Origin of the sequence: Kitasatospora sp. NPDC101183, from assembly GCF_044767945.1 — a bacterium.
Taxonomy (GTDB): domain Bacteria; phylum Actinomycetota; class Actinomycetes; order Streptomycetales; family Streptomycetaceae; genus Kitasatospora.
In genome coordinates this window covers 34,904-58,694 of the sequence record NZ_JBIWOW010000017.1, presented here as the reverse complement: position 1 = coordinate 58,694, position 23,791 = coordinate 34,904, and the positions used below count along the sequence as shown (strand labels likewise).

At 73.9% G+C, this 23,791-nt stretch carries 19 protein-coding genes; 10 read left to right on the top strand and 9 right to left on the bottom strand.

Features of this window, described 5'->3' with window-relative positions; translation table 11 throughout:
- The first annotated feature begins 119 nt into the window (after positions 1 to 119).
- The 4 genes from ACIRRS_RS24115 to ACIRRS_RS24100 all read left to right on the top strand — a co-directional run bounded on the left by ACIRRS_RS24115 (position 120) and on the right by ACIRRS_RS24100 (position 4,053).
- Positions 120 to 1,022, top strand: coding sequence for an acyl-CoA thioesterase (locus ACIRRS_RS24115; RefSeq protein ID WP_402974263.1), 903 nt, complete (start codon positions 120 to 122; stop codon positions 1,020 to 1,022).
- Positions 1,023 to 1,131: 109 nt separating this feature from the next.
- Positions 1,132 to 1,788 (top strand): TetR/AcrR family transcriptional regulator, encoded by a 657-nt coding sequence (locus ACIRRS_RS24110; RefSeq protein ID WP_402974260.1) that lies wholly within the window; start codon positions 1,132 to 1,134, stop codon positions 1,786 to 1,788.
- Between the two features lie 305 nt (positions 1,789 to 2,093).
- Positions 2,094 to 3,737 (top strand): BCCT family transporter, encoded by a 1,644-nt coding sequence (locus tag ACIRRS_RS24105; RefSeq protein ID WP_402974258.1) that lies wholly within the window; start codon positions 2,094 to 2,096, stop codon positions 3,735 to 3,737.
- A gap of 130 nt (positions 3,738 to 3,867) precedes the next feature.
- Entirely contained in the window at positions 3,868 to 4,053 is a 186-nt protein-coding gene (locus ACIRRS_RS24100; protein WP_402974255.1) for a hypothetical protein, read from the top strand.
- Between the two features lie 303 nt (positions 4,054 to 4,356).
- Here the strand turns inward: ACIRRS_RS24100 and ACIRRS_RS24095 are convergent, their stop codons facing one another.
- A complete protein-coding gene (locus tag ACIRRS_RS24095) occupies positions 4,357 to 6,126 on the bottom strand; it encodes a DUF2398 family protein (protein ID WP_402974253.1) in 1,770 nt (589 codons plus the stop codon).
- Positions 6,127 to 6,329: 203 nt separating this feature from the next.
- Here ACIRRS_RS24095 and ACIRRS_RS24090 point away from each other — a divergent pair, with 203 nt between their 5' ends.
- Positions 6,330 to 7,055, top strand: a complete 726-nt coding sequence (locus ACIRRS_RS24090; protein ID WP_402974251.1) for a lysoplasmalogenase — start codon at positions 6,330 to 6,332, stop codon at positions 7,053 to 7,055.
- A gap of 57 nt (positions 7,056 to 7,112) precedes the next feature.
- Here the strand turns inward: ACIRRS_RS24090 and ACIRRS_RS24085 are convergent, their stop codons facing one another.
- From ACIRRS_RS24085 to ACIRRS_RS24055, 7 genes are all read right to left on the bottom strand, one after another.
- A complete protein-coding gene (locus ACIRRS_RS24085) occupies positions 7,113 to 7,700 on the bottom strand; it encodes a hypothetical protein (RefSeq protein WP_402974249.1) in 588 nt (195 codons plus the stop codon).
- 192 nt (positions 7,701 to 7,892) lie between these two features.
- Positions 7,893 to 8,696: an exodeoxyribonuclease III gene (locus ACIRRS_RS24080; protein ID WP_402974246.1), complete on the bottom strand. Its 804-nt coding sequence runs from the start codon at positions 8,694 to 8,696 to the stop codon at positions 7,893 to 7,895.
- Positions 8,697 to 8,816: 120 nt separating this feature from the next.
- Positions 8,817 to 10,604: a gamma-glutamyltransferase gene (gene ggt, locus ACIRRS_RS24075; RefSeq protein ID WP_402974243.1), complete on the bottom strand. Its 1,788-nt coding sequence runs from the start codon at positions 10,602 to 10,604 to the stop codon at positions 8,817 to 8,819.
- A 259-nt stretch (positions 10,605 to 10,863) separates the two neighbouring features.
- Positions 10,864 to 11,970, bottom strand: coding sequence for an ROK family glucokinase (locus ACIRRS_RS24070; protein ID WP_402974240.1), 1,107 nt, complete (start codon positions 11,968 to 11,970; stop codon positions 10,864 to 10,866).
- On the bottom strand, positions 11,967 to 12,791 hold the full coding sequence (locus tag ACIRRS_RS24065; RefSeq protein ID WP_402974237.1) for an ATP-binding cassette domain-containing protein: 825 nt from the start codon (positions 12,789 to 12,791) through the stop codon (positions 11,967 to 11,969). The genes ACIRRS_RS24070 and ACIRRS_RS24065 overlap by 4 nt, the downstream gene beginning before the upstream one ends.
- Complete coding sequence (locus tag ACIRRS_RS24060; protein ID WP_402974234.1) at positions 12,788 to 13,825, bottom strand: ABC transporter permease; 1,038 nt, start codon at positions 13,823 to 13,825, stop codon at positions 12,788 to 12,790. Before ACIRRS_RS24060 ends, ACIRRS_RS24065 begins: the two co-directional genes overlap by 4 nt.
- On the bottom strand, positions 13,822 to 14,841 hold the full coding sequence (locus ACIRRS_RS24055) for a substrate-binding domain-containing protein (RefSeq protein WP_402974232.1): 1,020 nt from the start codon (positions 14,839 to 14,841) through the stop codon (positions 13,822 to 13,824). The genes ACIRRS_RS24060 and ACIRRS_RS24055 overlap by 4 nt, the downstream gene beginning before the upstream one ends.
- A 310-nt stretch (positions 14,842 to 15,151) precedes the next feature.
- Here ACIRRS_RS24055 and ACIRRS_RS24050 point away from each other — a divergent pair, with 310 nt between their 5' ends.
- Positions 15,152 to 16,279, top strand: a complete 1,128-nt coding sequence (locus ACIRRS_RS24050; protein ID WP_402974229.1) for an alpha/beta hydrolase — start codon at positions 15,152 to 15,154, stop codon at positions 16,277 to 16,279.
- 95 nt (positions 16,280 to 16,374) lie between these two features.
- Here the strand turns inward: ACIRRS_RS24050 and ACIRRS_RS24045 are convergent, their stop codons facing one another.
- The gene (locus ACIRRS_RS24045) at positions 16,375 to 17,970 is read right to left on the bottom strand and encodes a PucR family transcriptional regulator (RefSeq protein ID WP_402974226.1); all 1,596 of its coding nucleotides are present in this window, start codon (positions 17,968 to 17,970) and stop codon (positions 16,375 to 16,377) included.
- A gap of 320 nt (positions 17,971 to 18,290) precedes the next feature.
- Here ACIRRS_RS24045 and ACIRRS_RS24040 point away from each other — a divergent pair, with 320 nt between their 5' ends.
- From ACIRRS_RS24040 to ACIRRS_RS24025, 4 genes are all read left to right on the top strand, one after another.
- Complete coding sequence (locus tag ACIRRS_RS24040) at positions 18,291 to 19,178, top strand: FAD binding domain-containing protein (protein WP_402974223.1); 888 nt, start codon at positions 18,291 to 18,293, stop codon at positions 19,176 to 19,178.
- Positions 19,175 to 19,666: a (2Fe-2S)-binding protein gene (locus tag ACIRRS_RS24035; RefSeq protein ID WP_402974220.1), complete on the top strand. Its 492-nt coding sequence runs from the start codon at positions 19,175 to 19,177 to the stop codon at positions 19,664 to 19,666. The genes ACIRRS_RS24040 and ACIRRS_RS24035 overlap by 4 nt, the downstream gene beginning before the upstream one ends.
- Positions 19,663 to 22,029, top strand: a complete 2,367-nt coding sequence (gene pucD, locus ACIRRS_RS24030; protein WP_402974217.1) for a xanthine dehydrogenase subunit D — start codon at positions 19,663 to 19,665, stop codon at positions 22,027 to 22,029. Before ACIRRS_RS24035 ends, pucD begins: the two co-directional genes overlap by 4 nt.
- Before the next feature lie 242 nt (positions 22,030 to 22,271).
- Positions 22,272 to 23,744, top strand: coding sequence for an NCS2 family permease (locus tag ACIRRS_RS24025; RefSeq protein ID WP_402974214.1), 1,473 nt, complete (start codon positions 22,272 to 22,274; stop codon positions 23,742 to 23,744).
- Positions 23,745 to 23,791: the final 47 nt, after the last annotated feature.

Here is a 23,791-nt window from a genome sequence, read left to right as displayed (position 1 = left end):
ACTCCGCCCGCCTCCCATCGGACTGGAACAGGTTCTACCATCTGATCCCACCCGCCGCCGTGCCTCGATCGTTACCCCCGTCACACCGCCCCGGCCGCCCCGTCTGCCACTATGAGCGGGTGACCGACCTGACCGACCAGGACACCGAGACCCCTCGCCCCGACGGCTCCTTCGCCGAACTGCTGGAGATCGAGCGGCTCGACGAGAACACGTTCCGGGGCCGGTGCCACGCCGGCGCCCCGATGCGGGCCTTCGGCGGCCAGGTCGCCGCCCAGGCCCTCACCGCCGCCGGACGCACCTGCGGCGAGGACCGCGCCGTCCACTCCCTGCACGGCTACTTCCTGCTGCCCGGCGACCCGACCCGGCCGATCGACTACGAGGTCGAACGCGTCCGCGAGGGCCTGTCCTACACCACCCGCCGCGTCACCGCCGTGCAGCGCGGCGCCGCGATCTTCACCCTCTCCGCCTCCTTCAAGCACCCCGAGGAGGGCGACGACCGCCACCGCGAGATGCCCGCCCTCCCCGGCCCCGAGAGCCTGCCCGACGCCTTCGGGCTGCGCGCCGAGATGACCGGCACCGGCGGCTTCCGCGACCTCGACGTGCGCTTCGTCCCGGCGGACGCCCCCGGCGTGCCCGAGGCCGTGCCCGGGATGCCGCAGCAGTTCGTCTGGCTGCGCATCGCCTCCCCGCTGCGCCCCGCCGACCCGCTGCGCCCCGGCGACCCCCTGCTGCACGTGTGCGCGCTCACCTACCTCTCCGACCTCACCCTGGCCTCCACCGCCGGGCTGCACCGGCAGCCGAACTTCTTCCAGCGCACCGAGCCGCCCCGCCTGCTGATGGCCTCCCTGGACCACGCGATGTGGTTCCACCGCCCCTTCCGGGCCGACGAGTGGCTGCTGTTCGCCCAGCGCAGCCCCTCCTCCTCGGACGGCCGGGGCCTCTCCCTCGGCGAGTTCTACGACCGCCGGGGCCGGCTGGTCGCCTCCGCCGTCCAGGAGGCGCTGATCCGCGAGCGCCGGTAGCGGCGGCGGGCGCCGACAGGGGCCGCGGGGGCCGGTGAAGCCCGGGCGAACGCAAGGGGGCCGGTCGGCGTCATACTCCTGAGCGGCCCCGGCCCGTATCATGGTGCGGGTGACCAAGGTTGACCTGTCACCACGTCCGGTGGAGGCGATGTCTCCGCGCCAGCTCGAACGCCGCGACTCCCTGATCGCGGCCGCGCTCGCCCTGGTGAACGAGATCGGCGTCGAACGGCTGCAGATGAAGCAGGTCTGCGAGCGGTCCGGAGTCGCCCTGGGGACGGCGTACCGCTACTTCTCCTCCAAGGACCACCTCCTGGCCGCGGCGATCGCCGAATGGCACCGCCTGCTGCTCGCCGACCTGGTGGCCGAGCTGCGCGGCCCGCGCGCAGGGCTCGGCGCCACCGACCGGGCGGTGCGGTTCGTCCGCGGGGGGATGCGCGCCTACCAGCGACAACCCGAGCTGGCCCGCCTGCGCGTGGCCGTCGCCGCCTCCACCGACCCCTTCGCCAGCGAGGCCCTCCAGGGCATGGCCAGGGCCGACAGCACCGCCCTCCAGGCGGTGACGGCCGAGGTGCCGCCCGCGGCCAGCGACCTGGTGCGGCACATCGTCGTGCACGCCTGGCAGGGGGAGCTGACGGCCTGGGTGACCGGCCGCACCACCCTCGGGGACGCCAGGCGGCGGCTGGAGGACGTGGTGCGGCTGGTGCTGAACCCGTACGAGACGCCGTACCCGGCGCCGTACGACATTCAGCCGGCGACCCGCCCCTAAGGCCCGTCTTGCCGATCATTCCCGGGCGTGCGACGCCGGGGCACGCACCTCGCCGCGTTGTCGTCGGTCGCCAATGCTCCGCAGTGGCTCCCTCCTCCGCCTTGCGATGCACGCACCCCGACGCCGCACGCTGATCCGAGCTGATCGACAAGACGGGCCCAAGCCCCCGCCCGGGGAGCGGCGGCGCTGACGGGACGTAAGTCCTCACCCGCCGCCTCCCCGGCGCGCCCTCCCGCCGCGCGCGGGGCGAACTGGACATAGTGCGACATGCCCTCTGAAACCCAGCATGTCGAGAGGTCCACCCGATGAGCAGCCAGCCCCCGCAGACCGAGCCGCGCGCGAAGGAGCCCGACGAACCCGCCGAGACCCTCCCCGTCGACAAGGTGGTGTTCGGCGTCGCCGCCGCGCTGGTCCTCGGGGTCGTCGCCTGGGGCGTCTTCGCCGAGGACTCCCTCGGCCGCACCTCCAGCACCGCGCTCGGCTGGGTCCTGCACAACTTCGGCTGGCTGTTCGTCGTCGCCGCCGACGTCTTCCTCGCCCTCACCGTGCTGCTCGCCTTCAGCCGCTTCGGCCGCATCCGCCTCGGCCGCGACGACGACGAACCGGAGTTCTCCACCCTCGCCTGGGTCGCCATGATGTTCAGCGCCGGCATGGGCATCGGCCTGATGTTCTACGGGGTCGGCGAGCCGCTGCAGCTCTTCGCCGCCCCGCAGCCCGGCTCCGGCCTGGAGCCGCAGAGCGCCGCCGCCGCGCAGCAGGCGCTGGAGTTCTCGCTCTTCCACTGGACGCTGCACCCGTGGGCGATCTACGCCGTCGGCGGCCTCGCCCTCGCCTACACCACCTTCCGCAAGGGCCGGGGCAACCGGATCTCCGCCGCGTTCGTCCCCCTGATCGGCCAACGGCGGGCGGACGGCTGGGCGGGGCGGGGCATCGACCTGCTGGCCGTCTTCGCCACCGTCTTCGGCTCCGCCACCAGCCTCGGCCTCGGCGCGCTCCAGGTCGCCGACGGGCTCGGGTTCATCACCTCGATCCGCAGCACCCAGAACGTCCAGATGATCATCATCGGATCGCTGACCGCCGCGTTCGTGCTCTCGGCCTTCTCCGGCGTGCACAAGGGCGTCAAGTGGCTCTCCACGGCGAACGTCGTGCTCGCCTCGCTGATCATGCTCTTCGTCTTCGTGTTCGGCCCCAGCGTGTTCGTGCTCGACTCCATCCCCGCCACCGTCGGCGGCTACCTCTCCAACCTGCTCGGCATGTCCACCCAGACCGGGGCGCTCACCGACGAGAACTGGCTCGGCTCCTGGACGATCTTCTACTGGGCCTGGTGGCTCTCCTGGGCCCCCTTCGTCGGCACCTTCATCGCCCGCATCTCCCGCGGCCGCACCATCCGCCAGTTCCTCCTCGGCGTGCTGCTCGTGCCCAGCGGTGCCACCGTCATCTGGTTCTGCGTCATGGGCGGCACCGCGATCCGCCTCGTCACCACCGGCGCGGCCGACCTCGTCTCCACGATCCCCCAGGGCGCCGAGGCCTCGCTCTTCGAGATGCTCGAATCGCTGCCGCTCGGCTCCTTCACCAGCGTCGTCGCCGTCCTGCTCGTCATGACCTTCTTCATCACCAGCGCCGACTCCGCCTCCCTCGTCCTCGGCTCCCTCTCCAGCCGCGGCTCACTGCACCCGCGCACCTGGACCGTGGTCGTGTGGGGTGTGCTCATGGGCGGCGTCGCCGCCGCCCTGCTGCTCGCCGGCGGGCTCACCGCGCTGCAGAACGCCACCATCCTCGTCGCGCTGCCCTTCGTCGTGGTGATGCTCCTGCTGTGCGTCTCCCTGGTGAAGGAGCTACGGGAGGACCCGGCCGCCGGCCCCTCCCGCTTCCACCCCGCCCACGGCCTGCGCGACGCCGTCCGCGTCGCCGTCGGCGAAGCCCTCGCCGAACGCCGCACCCGCCGCTGACCTGCACGGACGCCCCGCCCGGCGACGGGCGGGGCGCACCTGGGTGTACGCGGCCAACCGACGCCCAACCCCCGTCCGGACTTCACCCGCGCGTACCGACCGTTCACACCGCCCTGGAACCCTCCCTGACATGACCGCCAACCCTCCGGCGCCCTACGAGGAACAGCGCTTCCCGCTCCCCCAGCGCCACCGCCGTCTGCTCGCCTGCACCGCCGTCCTCGCCTCCATCGCCCTCGGCACCCTCGGCGTCGGCGCCACCGTGGAAACCGTCCAGCACGGCATCACCACGACCGCCACGGGCAGCACGGGCAAGTAGCACCCACCACCAAGCACCGCTGGTCCCGACGGGACCGCGGTGCTTTCGCCTTCCCGGCCCCCTGCGCCCCGGCCGACCTTCCAGCGCCACCCCGAGCACCTCGGTCCCCCTGCCCGGCCCCGGGCACCCTGATCCATGCTCCGGCCCAGCCGCGTCCTCCCCCGGCCTCGAACGCCTCGCTCCGCCTTCCGGCCCGGCCTCGGGCGCTCCGCCCGAGGCCGGGCCCGAGAAATCGCCCCGGAGTGAGTCCCAGCTCCGACTCCGGGGTGCGCCCGGGGCCGGGAGGGGTGGGTGGCGGCCGGGTCAGGGGTGGTCGCGGCGGGAGTGGCGGCCGGTGCCCGGGGTGGGGTGGAGGTCGGGGGCCGGGGCGTAGCGGGCGGCCGGGGGGCGCAGGAGCCAGGTGGTGCGGGGGGTGGGGGTGATCAGGCCGAGGCGGTGGAGGAGGTCGAGGGCGTCGCGGCGCAGGGCGGTGCGGTCGGCGAGGTAGCGGCCGGGGAGCCCGTGGTCGTCGGCGATGTCGCCGAGGACGCCGTCTATCAGCGCGTCGGCGACGGGCACGTCCCCCTCGGCGGTCTCGCCGGGCAGCGGCCGGACCTCCTCGACCAGGCGCTCCACGAGCAGCAGCGCGGCCCCGGCGAGGGTGCCGGTGCCCGGGAGGGCGAGGTCGGTGAGTTCCTCGGCGGGGTCGAGCAGGGCGACGCCCTCGGCGCGCAGTTCGGTCTCCAGGCCGAGGAACTCGGCGAGCGCGGCGGGCCCGCTGAGCCGGTGCTCGTGCAGCCAGGCGCGGCGGTCCTCGGGCAGGTCGGCGGCGAGGACGGCCGGGGTCTCGGCGAGCAGCCGCCGTACGGCGGTGGCGGGTTCGGCCTCGGCGGCGCGGCGGATGAGGTCGGCGGGGCCGTCGGCGAGGGCGGGCGGGCCGGCGGGGACGGCGCGGGCGAGTTCGCGGTCGACGGTGAGGACGAAGGCCGTGTCCGAGGGCCCTTCGGGCAGGTCTCCGAGGACCTGCCACCCGGCGAGCGCGCCGAGGGCCGTCGCCGTGTCGGCGGGGGCGGCGGACAGTTCGGGGGCGGCGGCGCGCATCGCGTCGAGCAGGCGCCGGTAGGGCAGTTGCTCGGGGGCGTCGACCAACAGGGCCAGGGCGAGGGCGAGTTGGGCGTACGCGGCCGGGGTGAACGGGGTGCCGGTGCCCGGGTCCTCCAGGCGGCGGGCGGATCCGGGCCCGAGGCCCGACTTGCAGAGCCGGGCGTGCCAGGGGCCGACGACCAGCCGGTAGCCGAGCAGGGTGTCGAACCGTTCGGTGAGCCAGTCGCGGTGACGGCGGATCAGCGGGAAGCCGTCCGCGTGCGGGCCGGAGGCGGTGACGAGCGGGTGGGCGAGCAGCAGCCGCGCGGCGATCCGCCGTTCGGCGTCCGGCAGTTGCGCGGCCGCCTCCGCGAAATCCACGGAATCCACGGCCCCCACGGACCCCATGGACTCCACGGCGGAACGGTCCTGCGGCGACCGCGCCCGCTCCGGGCGGCGGTGCCGTCCGGGCCGTCCGGGCTTGGCGCCCGAGCGGACGACGGGTGCCTGGGCGTCGTCGCGCCGGGCGCGCCGGGGGCCGCCGTCGCGCGGGTCGCGGGCGCGCCGGCCGGGGGCGTGCGCCGTCGGCCCGTGCCACCAGCTGACGTCCGGGTCCGGCGTCGCCGGGCCGCAGGACGCGGGGGCGCCGAAGTGCCGGGCCGGGTAGAGCCCGAAGGAGGCGGCGCACAGGTCGTCGGCGGTGCCGGGCGTGGCGGCGGCGAACCAGTGGGCGAGGCGCAGCAGGCCCGGGTCGGGCGAGAGCTCGGGGTCGGCGGGCCGTCCGGGCTGCGCGGCGTCAGTGCGGGCCGCGGGCACGGCATCGGGCGCACCGTCAGCCGTCTCCGCACGAACACCCGGGCGGACCTCCGAGCGGGCCTCCGCACGGCTCTCCGGCCGGACGGGCGGGCGTACGGCGACGGCGGCGTCGGTGGTCCCCACCCCGCCCGTGCGCCCGTCCGTCCGTCCGGCGGCCACTGTGGTGGCACCGCCCGCGTACTCCTGCTGCTCCATGTCGGGGACCAGACTAGACGCTGGCCGCGTCACCCGGTGGCACCAACGGGGCGCCGTGGCGAAATGCCGACCCGGCCGCCGCCCCCGCCCGGCGGCCCGCGCCGCATCGGGGTTACGCACCGGTAACCCGCCCTTCCGCCGCCCCGTCGGCTCCCATAGGGTCGAACCCTCCCCCACCGTCCGATCACGGAGGCAGCACCCGCATGACTCTTCGCACGACCGCCCGCGCCGTCCTGGGCGCGGGTCTGCGCTCCGAGCGGCTGCGTTCGGCGACCGGCCTGCTGGGCGGGTACGCCGCCGCCTCCGCGACGCACCTGGGCGCGATCCTGTCCGGCTCCTCCGTGGTGCGCCGTGCGACCAAGCCGGCCCTGATGCCGCTGCTGGCCGCGCACAGTGTGACGGCGGCCACCCGGGAGGGGCGGCGGGCGCCGAAGCTGCTGGCGCCGGCGCTGCTGCTGAGCGCGGGCGGGGACGTGCTGCTCCAGATCGAGGACGACACGGCGTTCCTGGCCGGAATGGGCTCCTTCGCGGCGGCCCACGTCTGCTACGTGGCGATGTTCGTGCGGCGCGGCGCGCTGACGGACCGCCGCCGGGCCTTCGTGGTGGCGGCCGCGTACGCGACGGCCTGGGCGGCGATGGTCGGGCAGTTGTGGCCGGATCTGGGGGACCTGCGCGTCCCGGTGGCCGGTTACAGCCTGCTGCTGGCCTCGACGGCCGTGACCTCGGCGGGCCTGGGCTGGCGCACGGGCCTGGGCGGGGCGCTGTTCCTGCTCTCCGACACGCTGATCGCCACTCAGCTGGCGAAGTGGCGGGAGCTTCCGGGCCATCAGTTCTGGATCATGGCGACGTACGTGCTGGCGCAGTACCTGCTGGCCACCGGCACCCTGCGCCACGCCGACGGGGACGACGAGGCCCGGACCGGCCCCTGACACCACCGCGCCGCCCGAGCCCCTGACGGGACGGGCGGCGCGGCGGGGCGTCCGCCTTCAGGCACCGCGCCGCCGCAGCAGCCAGAAGCCGCCGACGCCGCCGACCACCAGGGCCAGCCCCCCGGCCAGCTCCGCCGGGCTGGAGGCGACGGAGCCGCCGAGGCCGGTCTGGACGGCGCCGTGCGGGGCGACCTGCTGGCTCCCGGCGCCGGACTGGCCGAGCGATCCGGCCCACTCCCCGGCCGCCTTGCCCCAGTCGCCGAGGCCCTTGTCGGGTGTGGAGGCGCTGGTGACCGTGACGGTGACGCTGGTGGAGAAGGCCCCGCCGTCCGGGCAGGTGCCGTCGACCTTGCTGTCACCGGCGTGTTCGCCGGCCAGCCGGGCGGAGCCGGTGTGCTTGCCGTCCGCGCCGAGGGTGAGGGTGGCGGGGCCGCCCTCGAAGGCGGCGGAGCGGGCGGTGATGGTCTTGGCGTCGGGCTTGTCCGATTTCTCGCAGGAGACCGTGACCGTCACGGTCTGGCCCGGTGCGGCCTGGGACGGGCTGACCGAGGCCGAGCCGTCCCTGGCGGATGCGAGGGGGGCCGTCAGACCGGTCAGCACCGCCGCGCCGATCAGAGCGGCGGCGGCCGTACGCGTGGGGCGCATGCCGGAACCTCCGGGATTCTCGGGCAGGGCCGGGGACACCCATGTCTCCGTGGTCGAACAACCGTGCCCGGTCACTCCCTGAAGGTAGGCAGGTGCCCGGGGCCCGGCCACCGCTCAGGACCGTTCGGGTTACCGCCCGTCACCTGCCGTGACCGGGCCCACCCCGCTCGCCCCACCCCGGCTCGCCCCGGCTCACAGGTCGAGGTCGACGACCACCGGCGCGTGGTCCGACGTCCCCTTGCCCTTGCGCGCCTCGCGGTCGACGTAGCTGTCGCTGACGGCGTCGGCGAAGGGCTTGTTGGCGTAGGTGAGGTCGATCCTTATCCCGCGGTTCTTGGGGAAGGCCAGCTGGCGGTAGTCCCAGTACGTGTACGGGTGGTCGTACTTGAGCGGGCGGGGCATCACGTCGCGCAAGCCGATCCCGTCGAGGGCGGCCAGCGCGGCGCGCTCCACGGGGGTGATGTGGGTGAGGCCCTCGAAGGCGGCGACGTCGTAGACGTCCTCGTCGGTCGGGGCGATGTTGAAGTCCCCGAGGACGGCGAACGGGCGCTCCCCCGCCGCGTCCTCGACGCTCGCCAGGCGCAGGGCCTCCAGCCACTCCAGCTTGTAGTGGTAGTGCGGGTGGTCGACCTCGCGGCCGTTGGGCACGTAGACCGACCAGACGCGCACGGGCCCGCAGGTCGCGGCGATCGCGCGGGGCTCGACGTCGGGCAGCAGGGCGCCGTCGGCCAGGTACCCGGGCTGGCCGGGGAGGTCGCGCACGACATCCTCCAGGCCGAGGCGGGAGACGATGGCCACACCGTTCCACCGGCCGTTGCCGTGCGCGGCCGTCTCGTACCCGAGCGCGCGCACCTCCTCGTACGGGAAGGCGTCGGCCGCGCACTTGAGCTCCTGGAGGCAGAGCACGTCGGGCTTGGCGCTCTCCAGCCACTCCAGGAGCTTGGGCAGCCGCGCGGTGACGGAGTTGATGTTCCAGGTGGCGATGCGGACGGTCACTGCGGGCGGCCTTCCCGGTGGTTCGGCACGGACGGGGCGGGCCGCTCCCCCGGGGGAGAGGCCCACCCCGAACATACCGCCCGGGACTGACAAGTCGGGCGACAGCGGGTGGAAGCACGCTCAACGGGACGGCGTGACCACCGCCGCCGAGCCGCCTCCGCGCCGCACCGGCTCGGCGGCCGCGACCCACCGGCCGTCCGGCAGCCGTTCGACGCCGGTGGCCGCGCCGATCTCCGGGGTGGAGCTGAACCGGTGCCCCAGCGCCTCCAGTTGGGGCCGCTCGGGCAGGGCGAGGAAGGCGGGCTCGGCCTGGGTGGCGGCGGTGTTGCGCTGGCTGGCGCGCGGCGCGGCGATGGCCTGCTCCAGGCTCAGGCCCCGGTCGAGCCGGCCCAGCAGCACCTGGAGGGTGGTGGTGATGATGGTCGCGCCGCCCGGGCTGCCGGTGGCGAGCAGCGGCTCGCCGTCGCGCAGCACGATCGTCGGCGACATCGAGGAGCGCGGCCGCTTGCCGGGGCCCGGCAGGTTGGGGTCGGGAACGCCGGGGGCGAGCGGGGCGAAGTCGAAGTCGGTGAGCTCGTTGTTGAGCAGGAAGCCGCGACCGGGGACGGTGATGCCGCTGCCGCCGGTCTGCTCGATGGTGAGCGTGTACGAGACGATGTTGCCCCAGCGGTCGGCGACCGTCAGATGGGTGGTGTTGGGGCCCTCGTACGGCTCGGGGACGGCCTGGCCGGTGTCGGCGCAGTCGGCCGGGTGGCGCGGGTCGCCGGGGGCGAGCGGGCTGGTGAGGGCCTTGTCGGGGCTGATCAGGCAGGCCCGGGAGGCGGCGTAGCGCTCGGAGAGCAGCTGCCGGGTCGGAACGTCCTCGAACGCCGGGTCGCCGACCCAGCGGTTGCGGTCGGCGAAGGAGATCCGGGAGGCCTCCAGGAAGTGGTGGTAGTACTGCGTGGCGCTGTAGCCGGAGAGTTCGCCGTCCTCCAGGATGTGCAGCGCCTCGCCGACGGTGGTGCCTCCGGAGCTGGAGGGGGCCATCGAGTAGACGTCGTAGTCGCGGTAGGCGACGTGGGTGGGGGCCTGGCGGCGGACCTGGTAGGCGGCGAGGTCGGCGGCGTCGACCTTGCCGGGGCGGGCGGTGCGGCCGGAGGCCGGGTCGACGGGCGGGTGCTGGACGGTGGCGGCGATGTCCTTCGCCAACTCGCCCTGGTAGAAGGCGTTCACGCCGTCCTTGCCGAGCAGCCGGTAGGTGGCGGCGAGGTCGGGGTTGCGCAGGACGCTGCCGGTCTCGGGGAGCCGGCCGCCGGGGAGGAAGAGCTTGGCGGTGGCGGGGAAGTCCTTGAACCGGGCGTAGTTGTCGGCGGTCTGGCCGCGGAAGGTGTCGTCGACGACGAAGCCGTTGTCGGCGATCCGCTCGGCGGGGCGCAGGGTGTCGGCGAGCGAGCGGGTGCCCCACTGGCGCAGCGCCGCGTCCCAGGTGGCGGGGGTGCCGGGGACGCCGACGGACAGGCCGCTGGTGACGGCGTCGGCGAAGGGCAGCGGCTTGCCGTCCTCCAGGAACAGCCCGGAGTCGGCGGTGCGGCCGGCGACCTCGCGGCCGTCGATGGTGTGGACCCGGCCGGTGGCGTGGTCGTAGTAGACGAAGTACCCGCCGCCGCCGATGCCGGAGGAGTACGGCTCGGTGACCCCGAGGGCTGCGGCGGCGGCCACCGCCGCGTCCACGGCGTTGCCGCCCTGCTTCAGCACCTCGATGCCGGCGGCGGTGGCGTCCGCGTCCACGCTGGCGACCGCCCCGCCCCAGCCCACCGCCTCGGGGGCCTTGGGCGGCGGGGCCGCCGCTGCGGCGGGGCCGGTGGTGGCCCAGACCAGGGCCGTGGCGGCCAACAGCGACGGTACGAGACGGGCGAGTGCCCTCATGCGTGTCCTCCTGAGTCGACGTCACCTCCGTTGTTACCCAGGGGCCGCCGATGGGACAACCACGCCGTATGACGATCGGATGACAGCGGGCGGCGAACAGATCACAACTTTCAGCGAACAGATGTCAGCGAACGCCAGCTGACATCTGTTCGCTGAAAGTTGTCAGCTGTCATCTGTTCGCTGTCGTCTGAAATCTGAAAGTTGAAATCTGAAAGTTGTGATCTGTTCGCCCGCCCCGTCCCGTCACCGGGCGCCCGCCCTACGGCGCGCTGCGCTCCACCCGCCGCCGCTTGATGGTGCGGAAGCGCCGCGCCACCTGGCGGGCCAGGTCGGCCGCGCCGACCAGGCCGGCCTCGTTGCCGAGGGCGGCGTGGACGATGGCGGCCTCGGGGCGGAAGCCGCGGCCGGTGAGGGTGCGGCGGAAGGTGTCGCGGGCGGGGCCGAGGAGGAGGTCGCCGGCCTCGGAGACGCCGCCGCCGATGACGAAGCGGCCCGGGTCGAGGGCGGCGGCCAGGTTGGCGATGCCGACGCCCAGCCAGGTGCCGACCTCGTAGAGCAGCTCCGTCGCCACCGGGTCCCCGTCCTGCGCGGCCTCGGTGACGAGCGGCCCGGTGATGCCCTCGACCGTGCCGCCCGCCCGGGCGAGCAGCGGCTGCACCACCGGGGACTCCTCGGCGACCAGCTCCCGGGCGTCGCGCACCAGCGCGTTGCCCGAGGAGTACTGCTCCCAGCAGCCCCGGTTGCCGCAGGGGCAGCGGTGCCCGCCGGGCAGCACCTGCATGTGCCCGAACTCCCCCGCCAGCCCGTACTTCCCGCGGTCCACGTACCCGTCGCGGACGACGGCGCCGCCGATGCCCGTACCGAGGGTGAGCATCACCATGTGGTCCTCGCCGCGCCCGGCGCCGAAGCGCCACTCGGCCCAGGCGGCGGCGTTGGCGTCGTTCTCGACGATCACCGGGAAGCGCAGTCGCTCGCTGAGGGCCTGCTGGAGCGGCTCGTTGCGCCAGTTGAGGTGCGGGGCGAAGAGCACCCGGGAGCGGTCGGCGTCGACCCAGCCGGCCGCGCCGATGCCCACCGCGTGGACGTCGTGCCGGTCGGCGAGCTGGAGCACCAGGTCGACGATGACGTCCTCGACGACCTTGGCGCTCTTGCTCTTGTGGGGGGTGTCGGTGCGCAGCTTCTCGAGCACCGTGCCCTCCCCGTCCACGACCCCGGCGACGACCTTGGTGCCGCCGATGTCGACGCCGATGGTGGGCAGTCGCAGTATCCCGGCGGGCAGGGCGCGGCGGCGGCGCTCGGCGCGCGGGCCGAGGCCCAGCAGAGTGGGCAGGACGGGCGGCCGGGTGCCGCCCGGGGTGCTGGTCACGGCTGCGGACGCTCCTCACGGGGTTCTCGGGGGTCACTGGACGAGGGCCGGGCCAGCTCGTGGGAGAGCTCGGCGAGGTCGGAGCCCCCGGCCATCTCCGTGGTGAGCTGTTCGAGGCCGATCTCCGCACGCGCGTGGCTGCCGGCCATCCGCCCCCGCTTGAGCAGGGTGAAGTGGTCGCCGACCAGGTACGCGTGGTGCGGGTTGTGGGTGATCAGGACGACCCCGAGCCCGGCGTCGCGGGCGGCGGTGACGTACTTGAGCACCACCCCGGACTGCTTGACGCCCAGCGCCGCGGTGGGCTCGTCCAGGATCAGCACCTTGGCGCCGAAGTGGACGGCCCGGGCGATGGCCACGCACTGGCGCTGCCCGCCGGAGAGGGTGCCGATCGGCCGGTCGACGTCCTGGAGGTCGATGCCCATCCGGGCGAGCGCCTCGCGGGTGGTGGCGCGCATGCCGTCGGCGTCCAGGCGAAGCCCGCCCCAGCGGCGCAGGCCGCGCTCGGAGCCGAGGAAGAAGTTGCGCCACACCGGCATCAGCGGGACGACGGCGAGGTCCTGGTAGACGGTGGCGATGCCGAGGTCCAGGGCCTGGCGCGGGGAGTCGAGGCGCACTTCCTCCCCGGCGACGGTGTAGACGCCCTCGTCGTGCCGGTGCAGCCCCGCGATGATCTTGATCAGGGTGGACTTGCCGGCGCCGTTGTCGCCGAGCACGCAGCTGATCTCGCCCGCGCGCAGCGTCAGCGAGACGTCCTGGAGCGCCCGCACCGTCCCGTACGTCTTGCCGACGCCCTCCAGGGAGAGGAGTTCCGCGCCACTCATCGCGGCCCCCGTTCGGCCCGGCGCTTGACGTAGGCGTTGAGCAGCGCGGCCAGCAGCAGCATCGCGCCGAGGAAGAACTTGAACCAGTCGGGGTTCCACTGGGCGTAGATGATCCCCTTGCTGGCCATGCCGAAGATCAGCGCGCCGAGCGCGGAGCCCGCCACGGAGCCGTAGCCGCCGGTGATCAGGCAGCCGCCGATGACGGCCGCGACGATGTAGATCAGCTCGTTGCCGACGCCCTCGCCGGACTGCACGGTGTCGAAGGAGAACAGCAGGTGCTGCCCGAGCACCCAGGCGCCGAAGCCGACGCCGAGGTAGAGGACGGTCTTCGTCCGGGCGACGGGCACGCCGACGGCGCGGGCGGCCTCGGCGTCGCCGCCGACGGCGAAGACCCAGTTGCCGAAGCGGGTGCGCAGCAGGACCCAGCTGCCGACGGCGAGCAGGCCCAGCCACCACCAGACGGTGGCCTTGATCGACAGCCCGCCGATGCTCACCTCGGAGGCGAACAGCCACCGGCAGGTCTCGAAGCCCTGCATGTCGGCGATGGACTTGGTGGAGACGGTGCCCGAAATCGCCTTGGTGACACCGAGGTTGGCGCCGGTGAGCATCAGGAAGCTGCCCAGGGTGACGATGAAGCTGGGCAGCCCGGTGCGCCCCAGCATCCAGCCGTTGAACCAGCCGAAGGCCAGGGTGACGGCGAGCGAGACCAGGACGCCGACCCAGGTGACGGCGGTGAACTGGTAGGAGACCATCGAGGAGGTCAGCGCGGCGGTGGTGACGAGCACGCCGGCGGACAGGTCGAACTCGCCGCCGATCATCAGCAGCGAGACCGGCACGGCCATGATGCCGATGGTGGAGGCCGCGTAGAGCACGGTGCCCAGCGAGGAGACCCGCAGGAAGGGCTCGGCGACGGCGGCGAAGACGGCGAACACCGCGACGGCGGCGATCAGCGCGCCGAGTTCGGGCCGGGCGAGCAGCCGGCGCAGGGCCGCCGGGCGGTCCTGGACGAGGAGGTCGGGGGCGGCGGTGCTCACCTGGTCCCCCTCGCGACGTACTCGGCGAGCTTGTCCGCGTCGTCCTTGGTCAGGATCTGCGGGCCGGTCTCGACGGGCTTGCCGCCGCCGAGCATGTCGAGGTTGGACCTGTAGAGCCACAGCAGGTCGACGCCCTCGTAGCCCTGGAGGTAGGGCTGCTGGTCGACGGCGAAGCCGACGGCGCCGGACTTGAGGCCGGAGACGACCTGCGTCCCGAGGTCGAAGGTGTCCAGTTCGACGGCGCGGTGCGCGTCCTGGACGGCCTGCAGGCCGGTGGCGGCCATCGGGCCGGAGAGGGTGAGGACGGTGTCGATGCCCTGGTCGGCCTGGAGCTTGGCGGAGATCGCGGCGCGGGCGTCGGGCATGTTGACGCCGTTGACGTAGAGCACCTGGAACCCGGCGCCGGACTTGGCCTGGGCGCCGCCGCAACGCTGCTCCTGGCCGACGTTGCCCTGCTCGTGGATGACGCAGAGCACGTTCTTCCGCCCGCGTGCGGCCAGTTCGGCCCCGGCGGCCTGGCCGGCGGTGGACTCGTCCTGGCCGATGTGGGTGAGCGCGCCGAACTTCTGGGAGTACTCCTGGCCGGAGTTCACGGTGATCACGGGGATGCCGGCGGCCTTGGCCTTGCCGAGGACCTCGGCCATGGCGTCGCCCTTGGCGAGGGTGACCAGCAGGCCGTCGACCTTCTGGTCGATGGCGGCCTGGACGAGCTGGACCTGGTTCTGGGTCTGCGCGTCGTTGGAGTACAGGAAGGTGATGTTGTCCTTGGCGGCGGCCTGCTCGGCGCCCTTGCGCACGCTGTCCCAGAAGGCGTCGCCGGCTCCGGCGTGGGTCACCATGGCGACCTTCCAGCGCGGGGTGGTGACGGCGCTGCCGCCGGCGGCCGCGGCCTTGGCGCGGGCCTCCTCGGCGCGTCTGCCTCCGGTACTGCTGCAGCCGGCCGCGGCGACCGCGAGCGCGAGGACGGCGCACACGGGCCAGAGGCGGCGGGACGGGCGAAAGCGGGTTGTGCTCATCCCCCTAGTCTCCCTTCCGGGGCCGCGCGGGCTCGCACCGCCTCGCCCGGCGGCGCGCGCGGTGCCCGGGGTAGGGTTCTCCGGGGGACCGATTCTGGGAGTTCGCTGGGCATCCCGTCCGGACGGCGTCCGTCCGGGTGGCAGACTATGGGCCGACCCGAAAGAGGAGCAGCACGGTCACGTGATGTTCCTCTCAGGTTCCGCACAGATTCGGACGGCAACCGATCATCGGTTTCTCACCGTCTGATGCATTGGAGTGCGTTCGGGCGAGTGGGGCCCGGGCGGCCAGCTACCCGGATACGAGAACTTGATGCAACTCACAGGTACGCCATTCTTCATCCTCACCGTCATCCTGGTGCCGGTGTCCATCGCGGTGGCGCTGCTGTTCTGGGGCAAGGTCCGCGGCCCGAATCCGGTGCGCGTGCTCTCCCGCCTGGTCATGATCATGTTCTGCCAGGTCACGGCCGTGCTGATGGTCTTCGTGATGGTGAACAACGCGAACCTGATCTACGGGACCTGGGACGACCTGCTCGGCACCGGCGACCACGTCCGGGCCGTTCCCTCGGTGGCCCCGCTGGACGCGAACGGGCACCCGGTCGGCGGCGGGGACGCGGCCAAGCAGCCGAAGGTGACCCAGAAGTTCAGCTCGGTCGACGACCGGCTGGTGCCCAAGGACGTGCAGAAGACCGACCTCAAGGGCCAGGTCTCCGGCGTCGACGGCGAGGTGCTGGTCTGGCTGCCGCCGCAGTACGACGACCCGGCGTTCAAGGACAAGAAGTTCCCGGTGGTCGAGCTGATCCCCGGCTTCCCCGGCTCCTCCTCCACCTGGTACGGCAGCCTCAAGGTCTCCGAGCAGCTCAAGCCGCTGATGCAGCAGGGCAAGGTCTCCCCGTTCATCCTGGTCACCCCGCGCACCCTGCTGCTGGGCAGCAACCAGGACGCCGGCTGCACCGACATCCCCGGCAAGATCAACGCCGACGCGTGGATCACCCGGGACGTCCCGCAGATGGTGCTGGACAACTTCCGCGCCGACCCGAACCCGGACCGCTGGGGCATCGCCGGCTACTCCGCGGGCGCCCACTGCGCGCTGAAGCTGGCCGTGGCCCACCCCAACCGGTACCGCGCCGCGATCTCGCTCTCCGGCTACAACGACCCGGCGGGCGAGCCCGACTCGCTGGTCGGCAAGGACCCGAAGCTGCGCGAGGCCAACAACCCGGTCACCATCCTCAAGACCGCCCAGACCCCGCCGAAGGTCTCGCTGCTGATCGCCGGCAAGAAGGGCGACGGCCTGGAGGACGCGCAGGCGGTCGCCGCGGCGGCCAAGGACCCGACCAAGGTGCAGATCCAGGAGACCAACGGCCCGCACACCACCGACATGTGGAAGACCATGGTGCCGGGCGTCTTCGAGTGGATGACGGGTGTCATCCCGCCCCAGTAGAGCCGCCCGCCCTCCCACTCCGGGTACGCCGAGGGGCCCGCCGCGATCGTTCGCGGCGGGCCCCTCGGCGTACGTCCGGGCCACCCCGGGAGCGCTCAGGCCAGTTCGAGGGCCAGGTAGAAGTCCACCCGGTCCTCCAGCCGGGAGAGGTCCCGGCCGGTCAGCTCCTCGATCCGGCCGATCCGGTAACGCAGGGTGTTCACGTGGACGTGCAGCTGCGCGGCGCAGCGCGTCCAGGAGCCGTCGGAGCGCAGGAACGCCTCCAGGGTGCGGACGAGGTCGGCCTGGTGCTCCAGGTCGTAGGCGATCACCGTGTCCAGCAGCCGGCCGCGGAAGGCCCGGCGGACCTCGTCGGGGACGGCGGCCAGCAGCAGGACGTGCGAGGCCAGCTCCTCGGGCCCGGCCACGCAGACCCGGCCGATCCGGGCGGCGGCGATGCGGCGGGCGTGCCGGGCCTCCTCCAGGGCGCCGCGCAGGCCGCCGGGCTCGGCGGCGGGCGCCGAGACGCCCAGGGTGACGCGGCCCTCGGAGCCGAGCCCGGCCTCCAGCGGGGCGAGCAGGGCGCGCAGCGCCTCGGCGGGGACGGCGCCCTCCAGGGCGGCGGGCAGCACCACGACGGCGCCGGAGCCGGTGCCGGCGACCAGCGCGCGGTCGGTGGTGCCGCCGACCGCCTCCTCCAGCAGGGCCCGTACGGCGCCCTCGGGAAGGCCGGTCCCCTCGGCGCTGACGACCAGCCAGGAACCCTCCCCCTCAAGGGACTTGGGCTCGGGGGACTCGTAGCGGGCGGCCATCGCGGTGGAGGCGTACAGGGCGCGGCCGATCTCGGCCGGGTCGGCGTCGCGGCGCAGCAGGGCGAGCAGTTCGTCGGCGAGGCGGCGGCGCAGCCTGCGGCCCTCGTCGCGGCGGTGCCGCTCGGCGGCGACGAGCCGGGCGAGGTTCTCGGCGAGCTGCTGGCGCTTGGGCGTCCACTCGGTGACGTCCCCGGCGACGACGAGCAGCCAGTCGGCCAGCGGCCGCTCGTCGTCGGGCGAGGCGGCGGCGGGCAGCAGGGAGTAGAAGCCGTCGGCCAGGCGGGCGCGGTGCGGGGGGCGGCGCCGGCCGCGCTGGGCCGCGAGGTGGGCGCGCACCAGCTGGTCGCGGTCGGCGGCGCCGAGGCGCTCGCCGGGGCCCGCGATGACGGCGCCGGTGGGGGTGAGCACCCAGCAGTCGAGGTCGAGGTCGCCGCCGAGGAGGTCGAGGACGGCGTCGAGGCCGCCGCCCCCGGCGGCGGAGACCAGCAGGCGGTGGCGGTCGACCAGGGCGGCGAGGTCGGCGGCGCGGTCGGCGGAGACCTGGCGGCCGATGAACTCGGTGACGGTGCCGAAGGCGATGTCGTCGGGGACGGCGAGCAGCGGCATCCGGTGGCGGCGGCAGGCCTCCACCAGGTCGGCGGGGACGGGGCCGACCTCGGCCTCCCCGGCGGCCAGGGCGACGGCGCCGCCCGCGGCGAGGGTGCGCACGAAGCGCTCGGAGTCGGCGGGGCCGGTGCGCCAGAGCATGCCGGTGAGGACCAGCTCGCCGCCGTGCAGGTAGCGGCCCGGGTCCTGGAGGTCCGTGGTCATCACGCCGCCGACCTGCCGGTCCAGCTCCTCCTCGGCCGCGAGCAGGCGCAGGCGGGGGGCGCCGGGGGCGAGCAGGTCACGGACGCGCATCCGCGGACTCCTTAGCGAGGGCAGGGCGTGGGGGTGGGGTGACAGTGTGCCCGATCGCCGGGGCCGCAGGAACGGGACGGGCGGGAGGGCGGATCACGGGGCCGTGGCCTCCCGGTCACGGCGGGATTACGGTCGGAGGTGGCGCCCGGGGAACACCCGGACGGCCCGGACGGCCGCCTTAGAGGAACGTACAGGATGCCGGGCCGGACCACAGCCGGGGCTTCATGCCATCGGTGACTGCCAGTGGGCCGCGTCACAGCGGTTCACTGGGCGGCACGCCGCCGGAGCCCCGGCGGGCGAGAACGTGAGGAGACACCCGCATGGAGTTCCTTCGGCCCGCCACCTGGGACGAGGCGCTCGCGGCGAAGGCCGCTCACCCGGACGCGACGGCGATCTCGGGCGGCACGGACGTCATGGTCGAGCTGAACTTCGACGTGCACCGCCCCGCCGCGGTCCTCGACCTGAACCGCGTCGCCGAGCTCGCCGAGTGGTCCGTGGAGGGCGGCACGGTGCGCCTGGGCGCGGCCGTCCCGTACGCCCGGATCATCGAGGAGCTGTCCGGGCCGTTGCCCGGGCTGGCGCTGGCCGCGCACACCGTGGGCTCGCCGCAGATCCGCAACCGCGGCAGCGTCGGCGGCAACCTGGGCGCCGCCTCCCCGGCCGGCGACTCGCACCCGGCGCTGCTGGCGGCCGGGCGGGACGTGTTCGTCGAGGCGGCCTCGGTGCGCGGCACCCGGCTGATCCCGATCGACGACTTCTACGTCGGCGTGAAGCGCAACAGCCTGGAGCCGGACGAGCTGATCCGGGCGGTGCGCATCCCCGTCGCCGACGGGCCGCAGCAGTTCTCGAAGATCGGCACCCGCAACGCGATGGTCATCGCGGTCTGCGCGTTCGGCTTCGCCCTGCACCCGAAGAACGGCACGGTCGGCACGGGCATCGGCTCGGCCGCCCCCACCCCGCGCCGCGCCGTCGAGGCCGAGGAGTACCTGGCCCAGGAGTTCGCCCGGCGCGGGCTCTGGGAGAGCGGGGAGGCGCCGGGCCCCGAGGTCGTCCGGCGCTTCGGCGAGCTGGTCAGGGCCGCCGCCTCCCCCATCGACGACGTCCGCGGCACCGCCGAGTACCGGCGCCACGCGCTGGCCGTGATGGCGCGGCGCACCCTCACCTGGTGCTGGAACGACTACCGCAAGCAGATTGGGAGCGCGGCATGAGGGTCACGTTCACCGCCAACGGCAGGCCCGTCGAGGCCGACGACGTGTGGGAGGGCGAGAGCCTGCTCTACGTCCTGCGCGAGCGGGTCGGCCTGCCCGGCTCGAAGAACGCGTGCGAGCAGGGCGAGTGCGGCTCCTGCACCGTCTACCTGGACGGCGTGCCGGTGTGCTCCTGCCTGGTCGCCGCCGGGCAGGTGCAGGGCCGCGAGGTGCGCACCGTCGAGGGCCTGGCCGACGGGGAGGGGCGGCTCGGCCTCGTCCAGCAGGCGTTCGTGGACGCCGGGGCCGTCCAGTGCGGCTTCTGCACCCCCGGGCTGCTGGTGCAGACCGACGCCCTGCTGGAGCGCGACCCCGCCCCGGGCGACGACGACATCCGCGAGGCGCTGTCGGGCAACCTGTGCCGCTGCACCGGCTACGAGAAGATCATGGACGCGGTGCGGCTCGCCTCGGCCCGCAAGTGCGCCGGGGACGACGGGAGTTCGACGTGAGCGCGCGCACCGTGCAGGGGCAGAAGAACCTGCAGAACATCCACCAGGCGGCCGGCGGCGGCATCGGCGGCTCGCCGCTGCGCCCGGACGGCACGCTGAAGGTGCGCGGCGAGTTCGCGTACTCCTCGGACATGTGGCACGAGGACATGCTCTGGGGCACGGCCCTGCGCTCCCCGCACCCCCGGGCGAACATCCTGTCCGTGGACGTCTCCGAGGCGCTGACGGTGCCCGGGGTGTACGCGGTGCTCACCCACGAGGACATCCCCGGCGCCAAGTACTACGGGCTGGAGATCGCCGACCAGCCCGCGCTGGCCATCGACAAGGTCCGCTACCACGGCGAGGCGATCGCGCTCGTCGCCGCCGACCACCCGGAGACGGCCCGGCGGGCGGTGGAGAAGATCCGGGTCGCGTACGAGGTGCTCGACCCGATCGTCACCGAGGAGCAGTGCCTCCACCCCGAGACGTACGGGTACGTGCACGAGCCGCACGAGTACAAGTCCCACGCGCACGGCAACATCTGCCACGAGCAGCACCTCGTCTCCGGCCTCGGCGTCACCGACGAGGTGCGGGCCCTGGCGGACGTCGTGGTCAGCGGGGACTACGAGGTCGGCATGCAGGACCAGGCGTTCCTGGGCCCCGAGTCGGGCCTGGCGGTGCCGGCCGAGGACGGCGGCGTCGACCTCTACATCGCCACCCAGTGGCTGCACGTGGACCGCCAGCAGATGGCCCCGGTGCTCGGCCTGCCCGAGGAGAAGGTCCGCCTGACCCTCGCCGGGGTCGGCGGGGCCTTCGGCGGCCGCGAGGACCTGTCGATGCAGATCCACGCCTGCCTGCTGGCGCTGCGCACCGGCAAGCCCGTCAAGATCGTCTACTCCCGGGACGAGTCCTTCTTCGGCCACGTCCACCGCCACCCCGCGCGGATGCACTACGAGCACGGCGCCACCCGCGACGGGAAGCTCGTGTACGCGGACTGCCGGATCGTGCTGGACGGCGGCGCCTACGCCTCCGCCTCCCCCGCCGTCGTCGGCAACGCGGCCTCGCTCGGCCACGGCCCGTACGTCATCCCGAACGTGCGGATGCACGCGATCGCGCTGTACAGCAACAACCCCTCCTGCGGGGCGATGCGCGGCTTCGGCGCGGTGCAGGCGGCCTTCGGCTACGAGTCGCAGATGGACAAACTGGCGGCCGAACTCGGCATGGACCCGGTGGAGCTCCGGCAGATCAACGCCGTCACCCAGGGCGACCGGATGCCGACCGGGCAGGAGATCGACGCGCCCGCGCCCGTCGCCGAACTACTGCGCCGCGTCAAGGACATGCCGCTGCCGCCGCCCCTGGACACTCAGCACCTCGACGTGCGGCGGCTGCCCGGGGCGCTGTCCAACACCTCGCACGGCGAGGGGATCGTGCGCGGGGTCGGGTACTCGGTGGGCATCAAGAACGTCGGCTTCTCCGAGGGCTTCGACGACTACTCCACCGCCCGGGTGCGCCTGGAGGCCATCGGCGGCGAGCCCGTCGCCCTGGTGCACACCGCGATGGCCGAGGTCGGGCAGGGCGGTGTCACCGTCCACGCGCAGATCGCCCGCACCGAACTGGGCGTCGAGCAGGTCACCATCCACCCCGCCAACACCGAGGTGGGGTCGGCCGGTTCGACCTCCGCCTCGCGCCAGACGTACATGACCGGCGGCGCGGTGAAGCTGGCCGCCGAGGCCGTGCGCAACGCCCTGCTGGAGAAGGGGCGGCGGCGCTACGGCTGGACGCAGCACGACCTCTCGCTGGCCGGCGGCAAGGTCGTCTCGGCGAGCGCGGGCGTGCTGACCTCCATCGTGGACCTGCTCGGGGACGAGGCGATCGACCTCACCCGCGAGCACCACCACCGGCCCACCGAGGCCTTCGACAAGGTCACCGGGCAGGGCTTCGGCCACGTCCAGTACACCTTCTGCGCCAACCGCGCGGTGGTCGACGTGGACGTGGAGCTGGGCCTGGTCAAGGTGGTCGAGCTGACCGCCGTCCAGGACGTCGGCAAGGCGCTCAACCCGCTCTCCGTCGTCGGCCAGATCCAGGGCGGCTGCACCCAGGCGCTCGGGCTGGCCGTGATGGAGGAGATCATCGTGCGCGACGGCAAGGTGCGCAACGCCTCCTTCACCGACTACCTGATCCCCACCATCCTGGACACCCCGCCCATCCCGGTGGAGATCCTCGAACTGCCCGACCCCCACGCCCCGTACGGGCTGCGCGGGGTCGGCGAGGCGCCGACCGTCTCCGCGACGCCCTCGATCGTCGCGGCGATCCGCGCCGCCACCGGCCTGGCGCTCAACCGGATTCCCGTCCGGCCCGAGCACCTGACCACCGAACAGCCGGGCTGAGCCGAGGAGTTGAGCCCAGGCAGTTGAGCCCGGGCAGTTGAGCCCGGAACGTTGAACCCCCGGGGCCGCGCATCCCGACGCGCCGCCCCGGGCCCCACCGCCGCGCCCACGCCGGGGCGCCGCGCGGTGCGCCCCCACCCACCCTGCCGTGAGTCGATGCGTCCCCCTGCGCCCGTCCCCCCGTGGACCGGCGGTCAGGTCGGCTCGCCCACCCCAACCCCCTTTGACACTTGGGAGTGGACATGACCCGGATCCCCACGGAGCCCGGCACCACCGACGACAGATCCGAGGCCCCCACCCGGGCCCCGGCCCCGGTCCCATCAGGCGTCCTGGACGCCTACTTCAAGGTCTCCGCCCGGGGGTCGAGCCTCGCGGGCGAACTTCGCGGCGGGCTCACCACCTTCATGGCGATGGCGTACATCGTCCTGCTCAACCCGCTGATCCTCGGCGGCGCGGACGCCACCGGTGCCAAGCTCGACCACGCCGCGCTGACCACCGCCACCGCGCTCGCCGCCGCCGTCACCACCCTGCTGATGGGCCTGGTCGGCAACGTGCCGCTGGCGCTGGCCGCCGGGCTGTCCGTCTCCGGGGCCGTCTCCGCGCTCGTCGTGCCGCACACCACCTGGCCGCAGGCCATGGGGCTCTGCGTGGTCTACGGGCTGCTGATCGTGCTGCTGGTGGTCTCCGGGCTGCGCGAGAGGATCATGAACGGCATCCCGCTGCCGCTCAAGCACGCGATCACCATCGGCATCGGCCTGTTCGTCACCGTCATCGGCCTCTACAAGGCCGGGTTCGTGCACACCGGCGGGCCCACCCCGCTCTCCCTCGGCCCGGCCGGGGAGCTGACCGGCTGGCCCGTCCTGGTCTTCTGCGTCACCCTGCTCGCCATCTTCGTGCTGATGGCGCGCGGCGTGCGCGGCGCCATCCTGCTCGGCATCGCCGGGGGCACGGTGCTCGCCGTCGCCGTCAACAAGCTGGCCGACGTGCCCGCCTCGGCCTGGAAGAGCACCGTGCCGGTGTGGCCCGGCAGCCCCGTCTCCGCGCCCGACTTCTCGCTGTTCGGCCACGTCGACCTGTTCGGCGCCTTCGGCGGGCACGGCATGGGCGCGATCAGCGCCTCCGTGGCCGTGTTCACCCTCGTCCTGGCCGGGTTCTTCGACGCGATGGCCACCATCATCGGCGTCGGCACCGAGGCCGGGCTCGCGGACGAACGCGGCCGCATGCCCGGCCTGTCCAGGGCGCTGCTGGTCGACGGCGCCGGCGGCGCGGTCGGCGGCCTGGCGGGCGCCTCCGGGCAGACGGTGTTCGTCGAGTCCGCCACCGGCGTCGGCGACGGCGCCCGCACCGGGCTCGCCTCCGTCGTCACCGGCGGCCTGTTCGCGCTGATGCTGTTCTTCTCGCCGCTGGCCGGGATCGTCCCGGTGGAGGTCGCCTCGGCGGCCCTGGTGGTGATCGGCGCGATGATGATGAGCCAGGCCCGGCACATCGACTGGTCGGACCGGGACGTGGCGATCCCCGCGTTCCTGACCTGCGTGCTGATGCCGTTCACGTACAGCATCACGGCGGGCGTCGCGGCCGGCGTCGTCTCGTACACGGTGATCAAGGCCGGCCGGGGGCGGTGGCGCGAGCCCGGCGTGCTGATGTGGGTGCTGACCCTCGTCTTCCTCGGCTACTTCGCGCTGACGCCGCTCAAGGGGTGGCTGGGGGTGCACTGACCCCGCCCCTGCCCAGCCCCTGCCCAGCCCGCACCCGCCGCCGTACG

Excerpts from the sequence above, each read along its gene's own strand:
- ACIRRS_RS24105 (WP_402974258.1), top strand. The coding sequence starts at position 2,094 with ATGAGCAGCCAGCCCCCGCAGACCGAGCCGCGCGCGAAGGAGCCCGAC.
- ACIRRS_RS24100 (WP_402974255.1), top strand. The coding sequence starts at position 3,868 with ATGACCGCCAACCCTCCGGCGCCCTACGAGGAACAGCGCTTCCCGCTC.
- ACIRRS_RS24095 (WP_402974253.1), bottom strand. The coding sequence starts at position 6,126 with ATGGAGCAGCAGGAGTACGCGGGCGGTGCCACCACAGTGGCCGCCGGA.
- ACIRRS_RS24090 (WP_402974251.1), top strand. The coding sequence starts at position 6,330 with ATGACTCTTCGCACGACCGCCCGCGCCGTCCTGGGCGCGGGTCTGCGC.
- ACIRRS_RS24085 (WP_402974249.1), bottom strand. The coding sequence starts at position 7,700 with ATGCGCCCCACGCGTACGGCCGCCGCCGCTCTGATCGGCGCGGCGGTG.
- ggt (WP_402974243.1), bottom strand. The coding sequence starts at position 10,604 with ATGAGGGCACTCGCCCGTCTCGTACCGTCGCTGTTGGCCGCCACGGCC.
- ACIRRS_RS24065 (WP_402974237.1), bottom strand. The coding sequence starts at position 12,791 with ATGAGTGGCGCGGAACTCCTCTCCCTGGAGGGCGTCGGCAAGACGTAC.
- ACIRRS_RS24055 (WP_402974232.1), bottom strand. The coding sequence starts at position 14,841 with ATGAGCACAACCCGCTTTCGCCCGTCCCGCCGCCTCTGGCCCGTGTGC.
- ACIRRS_RS24050 (WP_402974229.1), top strand. The coding sequence starts at position 15,152 with ATGCAACTCACAGGTACGCCATTCTTCATCCTCACCGTCATCCTGGTG.
- ACIRRS_RS24045 (WP_402974226.1), bottom strand. The coding sequence starts at position 17,970 with ATGCGCGTCCGTGACCTGCTCGCCCCCGGCGCCCCCCGCCTGCGCCTG.
- ACIRRS_RS24040 (WP_402974223.1), top strand. The coding sequence starts at position 18,291 with ATGGAGTTCCTTCGGCCCGCCACCTGGGACGAGGCGCTCGCGGCGAAG.
- ACIRRS_RS24035 (WP_402974220.1), top strand. The coding sequence starts at position 19,175 with ATGAGGGTCACGTTCACCGCCAACGGCAGGCCCGTCGAGGCCGACGAC.
- ACIRRS_RS24025 (WP_402974214.1), top strand. The coding sequence starts at position 22,272 with ATGACCCGGATCCCCACGGAGCCCGGCACCACCGACGACAGATCCGAG.